Origin of the sequence: Microcoleus sp. M2_D5 (genome assembly GCF_036701935.1) — a bacterium.
Classification (GTDB): domain Bacteria; phylum Cyanobacteriota; class Cyanobacteriia; order Cyanobacteriales; family Microcoleaceae; genus Microcoleus.
The window spans coordinates 63,824-81,692 of the sequence record NZ_JAUBRP010000014.1 but is presented as its reverse complement, the minus strand read 5'-3'; the positions used below and the strand labels follow the sequence as shown (position 1 = coordinate 81,692).

The 17,869-nt window shown below is 44.3% G+C and carries 10 protein-coding genes; 6 read left to right on the top strand and 4 right to left on the bottom strand.

Annotated features, from left to right (window positions below; translation table 11 throughout):
* The coding region (locus QUA50_RS08535; RefSeq protein WP_333265734.1) for an MASE1 domain-containing protein at positions 1 to 785 on the bottom strand (785 nt) is incomplete at its 3' end.
* A 159-nt stretch (positions 786 to 944) separates the two neighbouring features.
* On the bottom strand, positions 945 to 2,579 hold the full coding sequence (locus tag QUA50_RS08530) for a serine/threonine-protein kinase (RefSeq protein ID WP_333265736.1): 1,635 nt from the start codon (positions 2,577 to 2,579) through the stop codon (positions 945 to 947).
* 533 nt (positions 2,580 to 3,112) lie between these two features.
* Between QUA50_RS08530 and pheT the strand changes: the two genes are divergently transcribed.
* On the top strand, positions 3,113 to 5,599 hold the full coding sequence (gene pheT, locus QUA50_RS08525) for a phenylalanine--tRNA ligase subunit beta (RefSeq protein ID WP_333265738.1): 2,487 nt from the start codon (positions 3,113 to 3,115) through the stop codon (positions 5,597 to 5,599).
* A 299-nt stretch (positions 5,600 to 5,898) separates the two neighbouring features.
* On the opposite strand, the gene QUA50_RS08520 is transcribed toward pheT, so the two are convergent.
* Positions 5,899 to 6,468: a Uma2 family endonuclease gene (locus QUA50_RS08520; RefSeq protein ID WP_333265740.1), complete on the bottom strand. Its 570-nt coding sequence runs from the start codon at positions 6,466 to 6,468 to the stop codon at positions 5,899 to 5,901.
* Between the two features lie 161 nt (positions 6,469 to 6,629).
* Here QUA50_RS08520 and QUA50_RS08515 point away from each other — a divergent pair, with 161 nt between their 5' ends.
* The 3 genes from QUA50_RS08515 to QUA50_RS08505 are packed head-to-tail and all read left to right on the top strand — an operon-like array spanning position 6,630 to position 13,594.
* Entirely contained in the window at positions 6,630 to 6,899 is a 270-nt protein-coding gene (locus QUA50_RS08515) for a YciI family protein (RefSeq protein ID WP_190741349.1), read from the top strand.
* Positions 6,900 to 6,912: 13 nt separating this feature from the next.
* A complete protein-coding gene (locus tag QUA50_RS08510; protein ID WP_333265743.1) occupies positions 6,913 to 9,945 on the top strand; it encodes a hypothetical protein in 3,033 nt (1,010 codons plus the stop codon).
* Positions 9,935 to 13,594, top strand: coding sequence for a helicase-related protein (locus QUA50_RS08505; RefSeq protein ID WP_333265745.1), 3,660 nt, complete (start codon positions 9,935 to 9,937; stop codon positions 13,592 to 13,594). The genes QUA50_RS08510 and QUA50_RS08505 overlap by 11 nt, the downstream gene beginning before the upstream one ends.
* Positions 13,595 to 13,814: 220 nt before the next feature.
* Here QUA50_RS08505 and QUA50_RS29245 read toward each other — a convergent pair whose 3' ends face one another.
* Positions 13,815 to 15,365, bottom strand: a complete 1,551-nt coding sequence (locus tag QUA50_RS29245) for a metal ABC transporter substrate-binding protein (protein ID WP_445243178.1) — start codon at positions 15,363 to 15,365, stop codon at positions 13,815 to 13,817.
* A 102-nt stretch (positions 15,366 to 15,467) separates the two neighbouring features.
* Here QUA50_RS29245 and QUA50_RS08495 point away from each other — a divergent pair, with 102 nt between their 5' ends.
* Positions 15,468 to 16,277: a metal ABC transporter ATP-binding protein gene (locus QUA50_RS08495; protein WP_333265747.1), complete on the top strand. Its 810-nt coding sequence runs from the start codon at positions 15,468 to 15,470 to the stop codon at positions 16,275 to 16,277.
* A 475-nt stretch (positions 16,278 to 16,752) separates the two neighbouring features.
* Positions 16,753 to 17,649, top strand: coding sequence for a metal ABC transporter permease (locus tag QUA50_RS08490; RefSeq protein ID WP_333265749.1), 897 nt, complete (start codon positions 16,753 to 16,755; stop codon positions 17,647 to 17,649).
* The last annotated feature ends 220 nt before the right edge of the window (positions 17,650 to 17,869 follow it).

Below are 17,869 nucleotides of genomic sequence, written 5' to 3'. Positions count from 1 at the left end.
AAGATGCCTGTTCCACAATCAAATTCATCTCTTGTGGAACAGGCATCTTGCCTGTTCCTAAACAAGTAATTGAGAATGATGCAACATCTCAGTTTTAGTGAAAACTTAAAACTGTTAACCGCGTCAAGAACAGGCAAGATGCCTGTTCCACAATCAAATTCATCTCTTGTGGAACAGGCATCTTGCCTGTTCCTAAACAAGTAATTGAGAATAATGAAACATCTCAGTTTGAGTGGGAATTGAAAACTGTTAACCGCGTGGTTCAAAGTTAGCAGCACGGGCGTCACAATCAAAATTCCCATGCCGTCTCCGAGCCACGTAGTCCAACAGTTGCGAGAAAAATTGCTCCACTGAGTCCAACCAAAAATGCACGTACCCAAGTTGCCGAGGATAGAACCCACAAAAGTAGACCCGATGACAGCGCCCGCTACCAAAGCCAGAACATCTCGCAGTCGATCGAGTTTGGTAGAAAATCCGCTCCAAGTCAGCAAAGCCTCTCCAGCCAGCGCTTGCAGGGTGACGCTCAAGGCCGATGTGGCAATGACAGCCGACGGTACACCGGCGGTAGAGTTTAACAGCACTGAACCGAGGACAATTCCCGGCCACATCCGCCGCCCTTGCAGTAGCAGCGCCGCTAGAGCAATACCGGCGGGCGGCCACACGGGGGAGGCTTCGGCTTTCACCAGTCCCAGCATCGACGCTGCGAATTTTCCGGTAACAAAGTAGGCCAGCGCCAGGATGCCGGTGTACAGAAGCGTTCGAGTGCGGCGGTTGAGCAGTTTCATGTTTGGGTGCGATCGAATCCTCCATTCCTAGTAGTTAATTTAGGCGGCCGATGGGCGATCGGGCTTCCTCCTGACGACTCACCTGACTGGGGGAGTTGACTGCTGACGGTTGACTGTTGACTGCTGACTGATGACTGATGACAACTGACAACTGACTTATTAAAATCCAAAACTCCGCTTGCCATCCGGCTTAACAGTAAGCCAATTGGTCTTTGCCATTGCCAGTTGTTCCTCAGAAACTGTAGCGTTGGTAAGATTCGCCCCGCACAAATTTGCTCCCCGCAAATTCGCCTTAGTCAAATAAGCCCCCGTCAAGTCAGCACCTCGGAAATCCGCCCCTTCAAAATTGGCAGTGCTGCAATAAGCCTCAGTCAAGTTCGCATCTCGCAAATTCGCCTGAATTAACCTCGCGTGACCCAAATTCGCCCCCGACAAATCCGCTGCTTGCAAATTTGCCTTCACCAACCTAGCCTGATAAAAATTCCCCCCCGCCAACTGCGCTTTTTGCAGTTGCAAACCCGACAGTTCGCAGTCAGCAAAATCGCGCTTGCCTTTAAAATATGCCGCTCGCAAGCTGTTGGTGTCCCACTTAGGAGCAACTTTCGATAGCTTTGAGGCTGCTAAATTGTCGCTAGAAGGTGCAACCGTTCCAAAAGTTCTGCCTGACTCAGCCAGAGTCCGGGAAACTCTGGGCTGCATCCCCGTATTCCCAGATTGGCCCAAGGAAGTTCTACCAGCGCGGGTGTGGTTCGTCGATCGTAAATCTTGATTAATTTTGCTCCTCGGCGGTGACCACGAAGAACCCTCGTCATTAAATATTGTCGGTTCTTCAACAGTACGAGAAGAGCCGTTGAATTGAGTTGCCAAGCCATCGACAAGACTTGGGTCTTCAAATTCGCCAGAGAGAGCTCTGAGGACATCTGCTGCCGATTGGAAGCGGTGGCCAACCATCGGCTTCAGCATTTTTTCGAGAATCCGCGCAAAATAGGGGCTTACCTGAACGTGGGGCTGCCAAACAATTTCGCCGGTTACTCCATCAAAATCTAAATCCTTGGGCGACTTTCCTGTCAGCAAGTACAAGCAAGTCATCCCCACCGCGTAGATGTCGCTGGCAAATATCGGCCGCAGCGCCATTTGTTCCGGGGGGGCAAAACTAAATGTGCCGACAGAAAATTTCGTGTTAGCGCTTTGGTCGGCGGGGTCTAATAATATTGTTTGGCTAACTTGGTCTTTTACCGCTCCGAAGTCAATCAGAACTAAGTGGCTGTCTTGAACTCGGCGAATAATATTTGCGGGTTTGATGTCTCGGTGAATTACTCCTTGGCTGTGGATATATTGCACTACTGGCAGAATTTCTAATAGAAAATTTTTAACATCCGATTCGTTGAAACGGCCTGAGTGCTTGACTTCTTGTTTCAAAGTCGAGCCTTTAACATACTCTTGAACTAAGTAAAATTGCTGATCGGTTTCAAAATAGTCTAGCAGCCTCGGTACTTGCGGGTGGTCGCCCAGTTGGCCCAGGGTTTTCGCCTCTCGCTTAAATAATTCCCGCGCCATTTCTAAAACTCGCGGCGACGAACTACTGGGTCGCAGTTGCTTGACTACACAACTCGGTTGACCGGGCAATGAGATGTCTTTTGCCAGAAATGTAGCTCCAAAACCTCCTTGTCCTAACGGTTCAATGACTCGGTAGCGAGCGCGCAGCAATAACCGCGCGCCGCAAGTCTGACACTGAAGAATAGAGTCAGCAGGGTTTTGAGGATGGGGACAGCCCGGATTTACGCAGTAGCTCATATTGATTGAGTTTGCCTATGTTGTTCTGATCTTGTCAGCGCCGCTCGACTGCACAAATAGCCTGTTCCTGCTTCTGGTAGACATACTAATCTATCAGGTTTCGGCAAGCCGTGCCTTCGATTGCGAATTGGAATTGCACCTAAGTCTTTTATGCAGATATCTTTTCCCTATTTTGATTATCTCGCTGCAGTGAGTTTTTTCGGTTGATTATCCTTGAAGATAGTTTAAAGACTTGCTAAAGTTGTGCTTTTTTGTGTAAAGTCTTTCTAAACTTAAGTGCTTTTTGCGTTGTTAGATGTATCTAGCATACCTCATTATCGGAATGAGAATGCTACTCATCCCCCAGTAGACATCTACCTTTGGGCCGATCGCTCGTTTTTGCTTATGTATACCGCAAAACTATTGACAAATTTAAATTATTATGGTAGTAAAGGCTTTGCCGAATCAATTCTGTGACTGCACAGTCGAAGCCTGCCGGCGCAGACTAATGACTAATAACTACCGAGCACTGACAACTAACTACTGACTAAATTATGCGTATTTCTCTAAACTGGCTGCGGGAATTGGTGGATGTGTCGATATCCCCGGAAGAATTAGCCGAAACCCTGACAATGGCCGGGTTTGAAGTCGAAGAAATCGAAGACCGCCGCCCGTGGGCAAGCGGTGTAGTTTTGGGCAAAATCATCGCCTGCGAACAGCATCCGAATGCAGATAAATTGAGAGTTTGTCAAGTGGATGTCGGCTCTTCACAAGCTTTGAATATTGTTTGCGGTGCACCCAACGCTAGGGCCGACATTTACGTGCCTGTCGCTGTTGTCGGCACTTATTTATCGACTATTGATTTAAAGATTAAACCTGCTAAATTGCGGGGCGTTCCTTCCGAAGGAATGATTTGTTCCCTGGCAGAATTGGGACTATCTAAAGAATCAGCCGGGATTCACATTTTCGAGTTAGAAAATCCAGAATTGGGCAGCGATATTCGCCAGCTTTTGGGTTTAGATGACGTGATTTTAGACTTGACAGCAACTGCCAACCGTGCTGACGCTTTGAGCATGGTGGGTGTAGCGCGGGAAGTGGCGGCGCTGACTGGGGCGAGTTTGAGAATTCCCGAAGCGAATGGTGTTGTGATTGAGGGCAAAGAAAATCCTGCTTTGGCAGTAGAAATATCCGAACCGCAAGGCTGCCCGATTTACATCGGCACGGCAATTGAAGGTGTGAAAATTGCTGCTTCTCCAGCTTGGTTGCAGCAGCGGTTGCAGGCGGCGGGGGTGCGGCCAATTAATAATGTGGTTGACGTGACTAATTACATTTTATTGGAATGGGGACAACCGCTGCACGCTTTCGATCGCGATCGCCTGCAATCTTTCACAGGTACTCAAGATATCAGCATCGGCGTCCGCTTTGCCAAAACAGGGGAATCCTTCAAAACCTTGGACGGACAAAACCGCAATTTGCAAGCACAAAATCTGTTAATTACTGCTAGCGACAAACCTGTTGCCTTAGCTGGGGTAATGGGCGGCGAAGATACGGAAGTTCACGAAGGAACGCAAAATTTAGTTTTGGAAGCCGCGATTTTTGACCAGGCAACGATTCGCCGTTCTGCGCGCGCTCAAGGCCTGCGGAGCGAGGCATCGATCCGCTACGAACGGGGGGTGAATCAGGCAGCCTTGACGACGGCCTGCAACCGCGCTGTTGCCCTAATTTTGGAGTTGGCTGGAGGCACTGCGACGGTGCAGAAAACGGCGAGTTCGGGCGATGATTTGAGTTTTTCGCGATCGCTCGAATTGCGTTTAGACCGAGTAAATCTGGTTTTGGGGCAGTTAAAAAGAGGAGAAACGGGCGGTTCTAAATATCTGGAACCGGAAGAGGTGAAAAATATTCTGACAGCCTTGGGATGCGAAGTTATTCCAACAGAAAAAGAACGGGTGTTTGGGATAACTGTTCCTCCTTACCGCTACCGCGATTTAGAAAGAGAAATTGACTTAATTGAAGAAGTTGCCAGACTCCACGGTTATGACAATTTCTGCGATACTTTGCCCAGCAAAACGGAACCCGGTTATCTGTCACCAGAATATGCGGCAATTCGGAATGTGCGATCGGCTTTTCGGGCGGCCGGTTTGACGGAGTTGATGCACTATTCTTTGGTGAAAACTGAGGGAGACAATCAGGTTGTGCTGGCGAATCCGCTGTTTGTGGAGTATTCGGCTTTGCGGACAGAAATGCTGTCGGGTTTGATTGATGCTTTCGGGTACAATTTGGAACAGGGAAATGGGGCGCTAAACGGTTTTGAAGTCGGCCGCATTTTCTGGAAAGATGGGGATGCAATGAAGGAAGCCGATGCAGTTGCGGGGATTATCGGCGGCGATCCGACTGTGTGGAAATGGCAGCAATCCGGGCGCGATCGACCTTTGAGTTGGTTTGAGGCAAAAGGTATCTTGGAAAGCGCGTTTCAGGAGTTGGGTTTGTCGGTGGAATATCGACAAGATGATGGTAAACAGGATGTTTATCCTGTTAGTGGCGGGCAAGATGCCCGCCCCACAAGGCTGCATCCTGGCCGCACGGCTGCGTTATCGTTAAACGGGAAACATTTAGGAGTTTTTGGACAGTTGCACCCGCAATTGCAGCAGGAAAAGGATTTGCCCGAGCAGGTTTACGTGTTTCAATTAGATTTAGCGGTGCTGTTGGGTGAATTAGGGCGATCGAACAACTTAACTCGCAAGTTTGCGGGTTATTCGAGTTTCCCCCCTTCTGACAGAGACATTGCATTTTTCGCACCGATTGAAGTTCCGGTGGTTGAGATGCAGAGTGCGATGAAAAAGGCGGCGGGTAGTTTGCTGGATTCCGTAGAATTGTTCGACGAATATCGGGGCGACAACGTACCTGCGGGCCAGCGGAGTTTGGCTTTTCGGTTAATTTACCGCGCGGGCGATCGAACTTTGAGCGAAACCGATGTCGAACCGGCACAACAAAAAGTTCGCGATGTTTTAGTAGAGAAATTCGGCGTTAGTTTGAGAAGCTAAACGTAGGGTGCGTCGCTCTGGAAAATCCCTGAGAAAGATCGACAATACCATAGCGACGCACCTGTACCATCGCGGATTCAGCCAACAAACCCAACAATTATTTGGTAATCAGGTTTTTAAACATGGTTCAAGGTGCGTAGCTATGAGATTTTCCATATTTAGTTAGGGATTTTTCAGGGCGACGCACCCTACGACTACTTAGAAACCGGGTTTCTTCCAATATTTACCGCCATCAAACCCAATATTTTCATAGAAACCGGGTTTCTCGGGCCAAGCGCGTCCTAGATTTGCTGCACAAGTTAATAACTTAACGGCCGCAACATATCCCGAACCATAAAGGAAATATCGGGAAACTGCAAAGGAGAAATGCTCGCATCATCCCCAAGAACTACTATACTTTGATAACCATCCTGACTCGGTTCTCGAAAAACGTGGAGTTGCCGATTATTAACATCCAAAACCCAATAATCAGCAATTCCCGACTGAGCATAAATAGTTGCTTTAATCCCCAAATCTGTTCTCAGCGTAGTATCGGCAACTTCAATAATCAGATAAATTTCTGAGGGAGTTGGATGGTGGTCTTCATAGTAAAGCGGATCGGGTACAACTACAGCAATATCTGGTTCAGGTTCCGAGAAATTATTTAACCGAACTGGATCTTGCAATCGCACCAAAACTCCATTTCCCAAACGATTTTCCAGTAACTTCTCTGTGCGTTTCACCGCTGCACCGTGTGCTGTTCCTTTTGCTGCCATCTTTACTATCTGTCCTGCTAGTAATTCTACTCGTTCATCTTCGTCAAGAATCCCAATTTCGGCCATCCGGTGATATTCTTGAACCGTCAACAAACGAATGTCTAATAAAGTCATAGCAATCTTCTCCTATCTAACAATCATCTCTCTTTCCCCTCTTCCTCTGCGCCCTCTGCGCCCTCTGCGGTTAATTAATCTTAATCCTTAAAATTTTCGTTAAATCCTGTTACTCCTATTGTACAATAACTTTGAAACAAATTCATCTAAGGCTCAAAACCGTGACCAAATATGTGATGTGGGGAAGTTACTGCGAAGACGTTCTCGAAAAACGCGCTCCGTTTAGAGACGCTCATTTAGCAGGATTGGCTAAGCAGAAGGAATCGGGCGTATTAAGTACGATCGGGCCAACCAAAGACTTAACTAAAGTTTTTGCAATTTACGAAGCTGAAGATGAGGCGGCCGTGCGACAATTGGTTGAGGCCGATCCTTATTGGGTAAATGGGGTTTGGACTGAGTACGATGTGAAAGAGTGGATTCAAGCTTTTTGAAGGGGTTAACAGGGTGAACATCTTAAGATTGGGTGACAGCGATTTAGTTCCAATAGACTATGGCGATTTGCTGGACAAGATTTTAGAAGTTTTGCAATCGAAAAACCCGTTTAATATATCAGATGACCGCCGCCGTCTGATCGTCGATATTGATGCGATCGCTGCTGAGGTTGCAAAAATAGAAGTGCGGACGCCCTTGGGTTCCTTTGAACGTCAAGCAGATGCTGCTACGGTTAATTTTCCGCCGGAAGTTGAGGAGCTTTTTGGCAGTCAAATTACGCAGATTAAAGAGTGTTTGCGGCAGCACTTAGGAGCAAAATTGCCACAAAATACTATTGAAAGTTTTGTCGCTAGTTTGATTAGTCCTTTAGATTCACCCTCTTTTCGGGGAAACGGCCAAGAGTTAGGTTTTAAATATGATTTTAGCACTTGCCACACTTCTTTAGAAAAAGAAAAGCTAACTCTCCAAAGCATGACCGCTGGTAGCCATGCGACTTTAAAACTGCATAAATTGACCATTACTGTCCGAAATACTGATATTTTTGAACAAGAACTCAAGCAGGGTTTACAAAATTATATCAATGAAAATGCCGAGACTAACGATGATAAACAAGAACTCTACTCTCGTCTTGATGAGATGGTTAAAAATCCCGACTCGGATTTTTACAAATTAATCCGACTGGTAGACAAAGAAACTCTGGGTAAAATTCACAAAGAAGCTAAGATTATTTATTTAGACTATCTGCTAGAACACATTCGCACTAGCACTACAGATACCGTAGGAATCATCTATTTACAAGACTTGATTCGCCGCCTCAGATTGATAGAAGATTACATCAACGATCCAAATAAATCCGATGGCGATTACGAGGTTAATTATGCTGGCATTAAAGTTAACTACAGAGAAATTTTCGCGAGAGCAGAAGTCCTAGATGCACTGCCAATAATTCCGATTGTAGCAGGTTACTTGGGAGAAAGTACAGATAATTCTCGTAACGAACGCAAGTTTATCTTTGGGCTGAAAATTAAATTTGATAATCAAGTTCAAGCGCGCGGTGGAAAAGATGTATTTGAATATTATCTGAACCTGCTCAATCCCGACAGCGAAGAACATCAAGCAGAATTTGCTGCAGATGCCAATAGCGAAATTTTTGTACGTAAAGTATTAAAAATAGCACTGTTATATCACTTTGTCTTTGCATCTCCCCACACTCCCGAAACAGAAAATTACCACCCTGAATTAGAACTTGAATTTAATCCTATTGGTAGTTTCGAGCAAGTCATCAGAAATGTATTGAGTCGCGACAATGATGAAATAAAAAGAAGACTTTTCCGAAACTTTGTGAAGAGGTTTAACGAAGTAAACGTTAAATTTAAAATAAACCATCTGAGAAAAATGCTGAGAGGCTTTTTGGAACGCCAGACAACTTTGCCAAGCCGCACAGAAACGCGACACGTCAACCTCAAAATAGGTCTGATAGAAGATATTGACAATATTTTGAGAAATGGTAAATTTTTTAATGAAATTATGGAGCGAAATTACAAGCAAACGCTCCATTATATTACCGTCAAAGATCCTAGTGTCGATGAAAGCTCTATTTGTCAGCTACCAGTCAATATCACCATAGAAGATGTCCGCTATTTTCCTACTGATGAACGCCAAAAATTCAGCATGGAATACAATATCAAAGATGTCGATGTTTTGCCCGTACTTTCTGCACCTAAAGCCGATCGCTCTAGAGCCATCTACGACAAGCATTTTCAGACAAAATTAGTTGTGTTTCCCTACGACGACAGACGACTAGACAGCGGTGATAAAGGTTTACAACCTGCGGCGATTTTTGTTTATAAGTTTGCCATGCTGCTGCTGTCATATATCTGTCTGAGGATATTGCTCGAAAATACTGCAGACAACTTATTTATTCCGATGGTGAGACTTCACGAAGGCGACGACAAAAACCCTTCGCCGTCAGAAAAGTTTATGGCCAACGTTTCCAAAACATTGTCTCATATTTTGAGTGAAAAACAACGCTCAACTTCTCAAGGGTTTCGCATTAAAAAACAGCCCAATGGTTACACAATTCGGAACGGTTTGAGTTCGATGTATTCAATTCTACCGAAAAAATTTAAGTTTAGCAATGTACAGCTAGCTCCCGATTTGGACAAGTTAGCAATTATTGTCGTTTCCAGTCGAGATAGTGATGCGAAAAAAGGTAATCAAAACCGCTTCCAAAGACAAGCTAGTTTAATCGGAGAAGTTGTCGGCATCAATCGCCTAGACGATAGCACAATTCAAGTTGAAATGCTGAAAACACTTTCGGAGAATTACAGTGTCAGCCGTCTTTATTCTGAGCCGTTAATCCTTGAAGATGCAATGAGTCAGCTTTATCAGCAAGGATATCGGAATTTCGCATATATTTCCCAAGCACCTTACATGAGTACACTGCATATTACTCAGACTGAGGAAGATGAGGAATTGTCTTTCATGTCAAAAAAATTGCTCCGAACTTTGAAGGGAGAGAGGCGAGATATCAAGATTTATCCGATATTCTTTGATAAATACTATGTCCGCAGTTTCCTAGGCGACAAGGGAAAATCCTTTTACATTCAGGATGCAATGGAGCTTGAAAGCTTGTTTGCAGATAGCAGTCAGCAAGCTGTGATGTTTTTCAACTTGTTTAACGGCATTAGAGTCAGGGAGGAAAAGAACTTTTATAACGGTGTGATTTCTTACTCAACTCTGTTGAATATCTATCAAGGTATCCTAGACGATCGAGATATTCGTGAAGGTTTGATTTATGATGGTGCAATCAAAAATACTTTGCTACATTATCTAACACTATTCCACTTTTCTCGGTATGAAGCTCGTCACAATATTAGTTTAAAACTCGACCCCTACGAGCGAATTATTGGCGATGAATCGGTTGGTGCTTTGTCTGTATTTAGTCATGCTGGCGGTAGCGCAGATTTTAATTCCCTGGCATTTTTGAATAAGGTAAGAGAAGTATTGAATGTCGGTGAGGGAGGTATTAATCATGATTGGTGAAGATTTTGGACGGCTGTTTGAGGTGGGATTCAATATCGGGATTCTGGCATATGTTCAGCGGGAAAATATAGCTCATAATTTTGGTGATTCCTATCGTCTAGATTTGCATAAACTCAAATTGCCAAAGATGATGGCGGAAATTACCAGAGAAGCTAATTTGCTCGGTAGTTTGGATGCTAAAATTGTTGAAAAATGGAGCTTGTTTTTTGTTCAAAAAGGCTTTGTGGGTGGATTGAATTTTTTCCGGGAGTACATCAAATCTACTGGCTGGAATTTAAATTTGGTGAAGATTTTGTACTGTCAGTGCAGTTTTAGCGATGCTAACAGTATCAGAACTTATAATAAGGATGAAAAAGCAGCATTTAAAGAAGGATTATCTCAGTTAAAAACTGCGAAACCCAATTTATCAGGCGATGAGATTAACTCCTACATCCGTCGCTACAAGGAAAAAGGCGAGTTTTTGCAAGCTGATACCTTGATTTTGTTACAGAATGGTAAGGATTTTAGAATTCTGTGCGTTGATTTATCTGTGTTTACTCCCCCGTTGGCTTCGGAAAAAGTCGAGAATCTGAACGAAATAGAGGTGATGCGGAAGTCTTTGCTCAGAGAAATTAGCTATTTGCGATCGAAAAGTGTTTTTTCTAATCTGCGAATCGATACTAGCACTTTAGGTGTTGATTTCTCGGAGGATTTAAAACGCTATTTTACGGCTTTTAAGTATAAGGATAAGGAAAGCGCTAAGTTGATTCAGGCGGGTAGCTACGCTCACAGCTTCTACGGTTTTTTGCAAACAACTGGTATTATTCCTCATGATGCTGAGGTTTTGTTGAATGTTGTCGGTTATAGCGATCGCACAATCAGCGCAATTTCCCTCCGCAGTGATAAAATTGACCTCTTGGCGACTTGTGCCAAAATTTACCAGCAGGAAGCGAAAAACAAAGAAATTAACGATGCTCGCGCCGAAGTTTTAGATGCGATCCAACTTAACGCAGGTTACAGTTTTCAGAATGGCAAAAACTTTGTCAGCGATTTGTTAAAAATTGGCAAAAGTTCTAAACCTGTATGTAATACAGAGCGGATAGAGAATTTTGCTAACTCCATAGATATTATATCAGATAAACTGGCCGATGATTTGCAAATTCCTCGCGGATTACATCTGAGAAATGCTCACGCTCAATTGATTGTCAAAGCGCTTCAATCTGAGGAAACTTATATCTTTTTGACGGGGAATCCGGGAATTGGGAAAACAACTGCGATCGCCAATTTCCTCAAAACCCATATGGACGACGGTTTCTTATTTCTGTACGTCAGTCCCCGCAAGCAAGTAAACTTAGATATTATCGAAAAATTTAAAGATAAAAATACTCGTTTGCTGTGCAACGATAGATTATTTTGTATCAACACTAACGCCGATATCATCAAAAGCAATTCAGGACACTGTACCGTCAAGTACGCATCGAATAGCTATCGCGACGATTTCACAAAAAAAACTGTTCGCTTCCTCAAAGATGATTCAGAAAATCCGAGGAAGGAATATCATCAATCCGAACTTAAAAAAAAGGGAGAAACAGTAATCAAACCCGTTAATCCCAAAGGAAATGGAGTGCTTAAGAGCATTTGCGAAGGTATATACGCGCTGATAAATGGTCAGGTATCTAATAATATCGTAGCTACCGTTTCTATTCAATCGGTGAAGATGAAAGAAAACCGACAAAATACCCTAGAGCATTTAGATAAAATTTTTCAAGATACTTACAACAAACTGGAAAAACGGGTCATTTCCGCTAAGATGCAAGAAATATCCAGTCGCATCAAACATATTTTCATTATGATAGATGAAATTACTGGAGATGATGGTGGGGTTGAGTTTTTAGCAGGAATTGCCAAGATTGTCAAAAAACATGAGTTGCACAAGCGGGAACACGGCTTTAATACTAAAATTATTGTCGCAGATGCTTCGATTGTTGACTGCGATGTGATTAAACAGCACCTTGATAACACGTCACCGGAACCGGACAAAATCTATTTTAAAAAGTTAGCGAAAGATTCGGAAGAAATTCAACCTTTACAAGTCATTCCTTTTAAATTCAATAATCTAGCTGCCAAGGTGATTAATGCAAATTCCTACCCGGCGCGCAGTTTAGAGATAACTTACAAGGTATTTGTAGAAACTGTTAAATATCAGGAAGATGCGCCTTTAAAACAGAATAGTAATTTAGTCAAGCGGGTACAGTCTGAAATAATTGAGGATATCAATCAGCGATTAGCAATCCCCGGTGTGGAACAAATTATAGTATATATTCAGAACAAGCAAAGATTGGCAGAATTAATTGAAAAAATTAAAGCTAGTCGCGAAAAGTTTGAGCCTTTTACCGGTTATCTGGAAATTCACGCGAATATCTCGGAAGAGGAGAAAGAAAAAATACAGGAATACAAAAATACAGCTAAAGTAATCTTTATGACTGCATCGGGAAGTCGTGGACTTTCTTTCCCGAAAACTAAGCATATTTTAGTGGATATTCCCCGCTTTCAGATTGAGAAAAATCTCATGGAAGTGATACAGGTGATTTATCGGGGACGCGGGGAAGACGAGAACGGTAAAACCCTTGATGGTGAAGACAAACAATTGGTTTTTTACCTATCTGATACCGCAGTTTATTACGCTGATGATGCGGAACTTTCCCTGCAAGAAAGCAAATTGAGTTTGTTGAATTTATTGCTAATTCTGAAGACGGCGGTGATGACGCGAATTTCGGGATACGGTTATTTAGGTAGGGAAAAGTTTTTGATGATTCCCATCGGCGGTAAGTCGGTTTCCGCAGTAGGGGATACATTTAGCAGCAAAATGGCGGCTCTAATTAAGACATTAAAGAGCGAGAGCCAGCGAGGAAATATGTTGTTTAAGGAGGTTTATACGAGTCTGGAACAGCTTTTGAGTCGCGGGGATTATGTTTTGAAAAATTCTGATAAGTCTCGTCAAAAGGGCGATTTTTATCTGGAAATGCGGGACGATTTTAATCGTAAGTTTTTGGAAAAGTGCAATCCTCTTGATGGTTTGTTGAGCTATGATAATTTAGAAATCGGTCATGTTTGCGGTAGTTTGTTGCTCGTACCTCTAGCTAAGCAAAATTTGGTAGAAACATACCAGATGCGGCTGCATCGAGAAATTAAGGAATGTCTAGAGAAGAAGTTGCTGCACAAAATGTGTCTAATTAGGGATAGCGATTCGTCCCCGGAGAATGTAATATCGGCTATAAGAGGAGGTGCGATCGAGCTTTTGCAATTTCTCAACAGCGAAGTCGAGAAAACTCAGTATTTTGAAGAGCAGAGTCAGCAGTTCGATCGCTATTATGCCATACCGCTGTTTGCTTTTGTCAGCGGGGAGGAAATGCAGGAGTATTTTGCTGACAGCCAACTGGAAGAACCGGAAGACAGGCGGTTTCGGGATATTTTGTCGGCTTATGTGCGATCGATCTACCCTGTAGATAGTGTAATGCCGATCGGACACAAGTATCGAGATTTCCCATTTATCGTGTTTAGAAGCTACAGTTTAGAGCAAAGTCGAGAAAAGATTTTTACAGATAAATATCTTTTAAGTTCCAACGAATTGAACGTGCTCAATTTAATTTTGTCGAAGCAGGTAAACTGAAAATTGTAGGTGCGTCAGACTATTTTAGATTTTAGATTTTAGATTTTAGATTGGGAATCAAGGATGACCGAAAGCATCAGGATACAAGCCCCCGGATTCATCCGTCCAGAAATAGAAAACCTGTATCCGATAAACACGCCCCCCAATTTATCCGTGGGGTCAAGGCTTCAATCTAAAATCTAAAATCTAAAATCTAAAATCGATTGACGCACCCTACTTGCTACTTGCTAACTTCAAACGGCGTGTATTTCCCCCCCAAAGCTTCGACGATGGCGCGAGTATTAGCCGACATCATTTTCACATAAGAATCACCCTCGCTTCCGGGGGTTCCAATCGAATCCGAATAAAGTTGCTGCGCCGCCAATTTCACCCCCGCTTCCTCCGCCACTGTTCTAATCAGTTGCGGGTTAATTGTAGTTTCGGCAAAAATAGCAGGAACTCCCGCAGCTTTCACCGATTCTACTAACTTTTGCACCGTTTGAGCGCTCGGCTGTTCCTCGGTACTAATCCCGATCAAACTGTTAGCCTCTCCCAATCCGTAGGCGCGGCTGTAATATTGAAAAGCATCGTGACTTGTGACTAATTTGCGCTGATTTTCGGGAATAGTTTTAATCTGTTGTTCTATCCAACTATCCAAGCGTTTTAACTCTTCAGTAAGTTTCACAGCATTCTGCGTAAACTTCTCCCGATCTTCCGGCGACAGTTCGATTAGCGCATCCCGAATCGCTTCCACCATTTGAACGGCATTTTCCACATTTCCCCAAACGTGCGGATCGGGTACGGTATTACCTTCTTTATTCAGTAGCAAAGGCTTGACAACTTCCCCCACTGCTAATTTCCTCGCCTTAATTCCGGCGGCATTCATCATCCTAATTAATCCCGGTTCCAAATTGTAACCGTTATACAAAATTAAGTTAGCTTGTTCTAAAGCTTGAGAATCTTTTGGCACCGGTTCGTAAACGTGAGGATCGGTTCCCGGCTGCAAAATTCCTGTTAGCTGAATTTCGTCGCCCGCTACTCGATCGGTCAAATCCTCAATAATTGTGCTGGTAGCAACTACCTTGGGTTTAGCATCTGCCTGTGGAGAGAGGCGATCGCCCTGGGTTTGAGCGCAACTAAATAAACCCACAGTCAAAATGCCGCAAGCAATAGTTCTAATCCAAAATGCCTTTGACTTGTCCAATCCAGGGGCGGTTTCAATCCCCAACTCGCGGCTAAACTCTCCTTTATCAAGTTGCTTCACAATTGCCGTCGGTTTTAATTCACATCTGACACCATTGTCAATTACTTGTTTAGGAACAGGCAAGATGCCTGTTCCACAGGAAAACTGATTCTTTGTGGAACGGGCATCTTGCCCGTTCTTGACCGGCAGGATGCCCAGCCCACAAGAAAACTGATTCTTTGTGGGACGTTTAGGAACAGGCAAGATGCCTGTTCCACAGGAAAACTGATTCTTTGTGGAACAGGCATCTTGCCTGTTCTTGACCGGCAGGATGCCCACCCCACAGGAAAACTGATTCTTTGTGGAACAGGCATCTTGCCCGTTCTTGACCGGCCGGATGCCCACCCCACAGGAAAACTGATTCTTTGTGGAACAGACATCTTGCCCGTTCTTGACCGGCCGGATGCCCACCCCACAGGAAAACTGATTCTTTGTGGAACAGACATCTTGCCTGTTATTGAGAAGGGTGGAAGATATCTGTTTTAACCGACTTGAGATTTTCGCCGCCAAACCTATGGTTTGAGGGGTTTCGAGCTTGCCGTGTCCCATTATCTACCTCTGGTGCGTTCCAAATTATTCCTATTTACCGATGATTTCATATTCTTTTCATTTTTACAGTAAACTTAATAAAAAGGAGATAGACTCACCGCCATGAATACCGCCGCCTTCCCCAACGAGAATCCTTGGTCTAAAATGGTTTGCCACCTCAAAGACAGCGCTACCGACACTGAAATTATCGCTGTTAAGCACTTAGCAGTAAACTACCGCACGGTAGAGGCACTCAGAGATATCAATCTTGCCGTCAAACCGGGAAGGCTGACGGGTATTATTGGCCCCAACGGTGCCGGCAAAAGCACCCTAATCAAAGCAATGTTGGGCTTAATTCCCGCCGATCGCGGCACTGTTACCTGGGGCGAAGAAGCGATCGCCGATCGACTCGAAACAGTAGCTTACGTGCCCCAGCGATCGCAAATTGACTGGAACTATCCCGCCACCGTTTGGGATGTCGTGATGATGGGAAGAGTCAGAAAAGCCGGATGGTTTCGCCGCTTCTCCGCAGCCAGCCGCCGCACCGCTGCCGATGCCTTAGAAAGAGTAGGCATGAGTGCTTACAAAGACAGACCGATCGGACAACTTTCCGGCGGACAGCAACAGCGAGTATTTCTTGCTAGAGCCTTAGCCCAAGAAGCCGCTATTTTCTGCTTTGACGAGCCTTTTGTCGGCGTTGACCAAAAAACTCAAAATATTATTTTTGACATCTTCCACCAGCTAGCAAATACCGGGAAAATCGTCTTAGTAGTCAACCACGACTTAGGCGAATCAATCACTAATTTCGATGATTTAATTTTGCTAAATACAGAATTGATTGCCGCTGGTTCCCGCCAAGAAGTGCTAACAAAAGAAAACCTTTACCGCGCCTACGGCGGACAAGTAATGTTTTTTGCCGGACAAGCAGCTTAATTAGCTAGGAGTCAATCGATTTTAGATTTTAGATTTTAGATTTTAGATTGACTTGCGCGAGATAAATGCGGGGGGTTGAGGATTTTCGATTTGGGATTGATTTGCGCGAGATAAATCACGTGGCGGGTACCACATGAAGAAATTCTCGGTCATTCATCTAGGAGTTACACTCTTGAAACCGGTTTTTTTGATAATCTTGAATTGGGCAACGATCAATCTCGGATCGAACTCACATCTTGCACCATTCTTAAGAACAGGCAAGATGCCTGTTCCACAAAGAGTGAATTTTCTCGCTTCACAGGCGCACCATTCTCGCTTAACAGGCTTTTCGGCCTGTTCCACAAAGAGTGAATTTTCTCGCTTCACAGGCCGAAAAGCCTGTTCCTAAAAAGCTTATGGAGAATGGTGCAACATCTCAGCTCAAACCGGGTTAGTTTGGTGGTTAGTCATTAGTTAACTGTGATTTGATAATATTATGATCCAAACCTTAATTGAGCCGTTGCAGTACGGATTCATGCAGCGATCGCTCGTAATTGCCATTCTCGTCGGCATCGTCTGCGCGATCGTCGGCAGCTACCTAATGGTACAGCGGCTGGCCTTGCTGGGAGACGCCATCAGCCACTCGGTTTTGCCCGGATTGGCGATCGCATTTATCTTCGGAGCAAACATCTTTGTCGGCGCTTTCATTGCCGGAGTTTTGAGTACAGTAATCATAGCTTGGATCAAAGCTCGATCGACAATCAAAGAAGACGCGGCAATGGGCATCGTATTTTCCGCATTCTTCGCCCTCGGCATCACCCTAATTACGATCGTCCAAAAAGACAACAAAATCGACCTCAACCACTTTCTGTTCGGCAACATCCTCGGCGTTACCGCCCAAGATGCGATCGACACAGCCGTCATCGTCGCCGTAGTCTTATTAGTTGTAGTATTCTTTTACAAAGAACTGCTATTTTACACATTCGATCCATTAGGAGCGCAAGCAACAGGTTTGCCAGTAAACCTGCTCAACTTCGGACTGATGGTACTCATCGCCCTCACAATAGTTGCCAGCCTCAAAGCCGTTGGCGTAGTGCTAGTCTTGTCCCTATTAATTACACCAGCAAGTACCGCCTATCTCCTAGTCACTCGCCTGCACCAAGTAATGATTTTAGGCGCAATAATCGGAGTTATTTCCAGCATTAGCGGAATGTATCTCAGCTACTTCTATAACTTACCATCCGGGCCAGCAATAGTTTTAGTTGCATCGGGATTATTCGTGCTATCATTGCTGTTCAGTCCCACTCAAGGAATCCTCACCCAGCCCCGCACACACTCCGGTCAAATTCCTCCAATCTGGCGGGAATTAAAAAATTTAACCAAAGGCCGATAACAAATAACTTTGTAGTAACTCACATCTTGCACCATTCTTGCTTAACAGGCTTTTCGGCCTGTTCCACAAAGAGTGAATTTTATTGTGGAACAGGCCGGAAAGCCTGTTCCTAAAAGGCTTATTGAGAATGGTGCAACATCTGAGTAGTAACGCTTGAGCGCAGCCCATCCCATTGTTAATAAAAATCTGCGTTAATCCCCGTGCATCTGCGGTTCAAAAA

Bases quoted from the DNA above. Each gene is read 5' to 3' on its own strand.
- QUA50_RS08530 (WP_333265736.1), bottom strand. From the start codon at position 2,579: ATGAGCTACTGCGTAAATCCGGGCTGTCCCCATCCTCAAAACCCTGCT.
- pheT (WP_333265738.1), top strand. From the start codon at position 3,113: ATGCGTATTTCTCTAAACTGGCTGCGGGAATTGGTGGATGTGTCGATA.
- QUA50_RS29245 (WP_445243178.1), bottom strand. From the start codon at position 15,365: ATGGGACACGGCAAGCTCGAAACCCCTCAAACCATAGGTTTGGCGGCG.
- QUA50_RS08505 (WP_333265745.1), top strand. From the start codon at position 9,935: ATGATTGGTGAAGATTTTGGACGGCTGTTTGAGGTGGGATTCAATATC.
- QUA50_RS08520 (WP_333265740.1), bottom strand. From the start codon at position 6,468: ATGACTTTATTAGACATTCGTTTGTTGACGGTTCAAGAATATCACCGG.
- QUA50_RS08495 (WP_333265747.1), top strand. From the start codon at position 15,468: ATGAATACCGCCGCCTTCCCCAACGAGAATCCTTGGTCTAAAATGGTT.
- QUA50_RS08490 (WP_333265749.1), top strand. From the start codon at position 16,753: ATGATCCAAACCTTAATTGAGCCGTTGCAGTACGGATTCATGCAGCGA.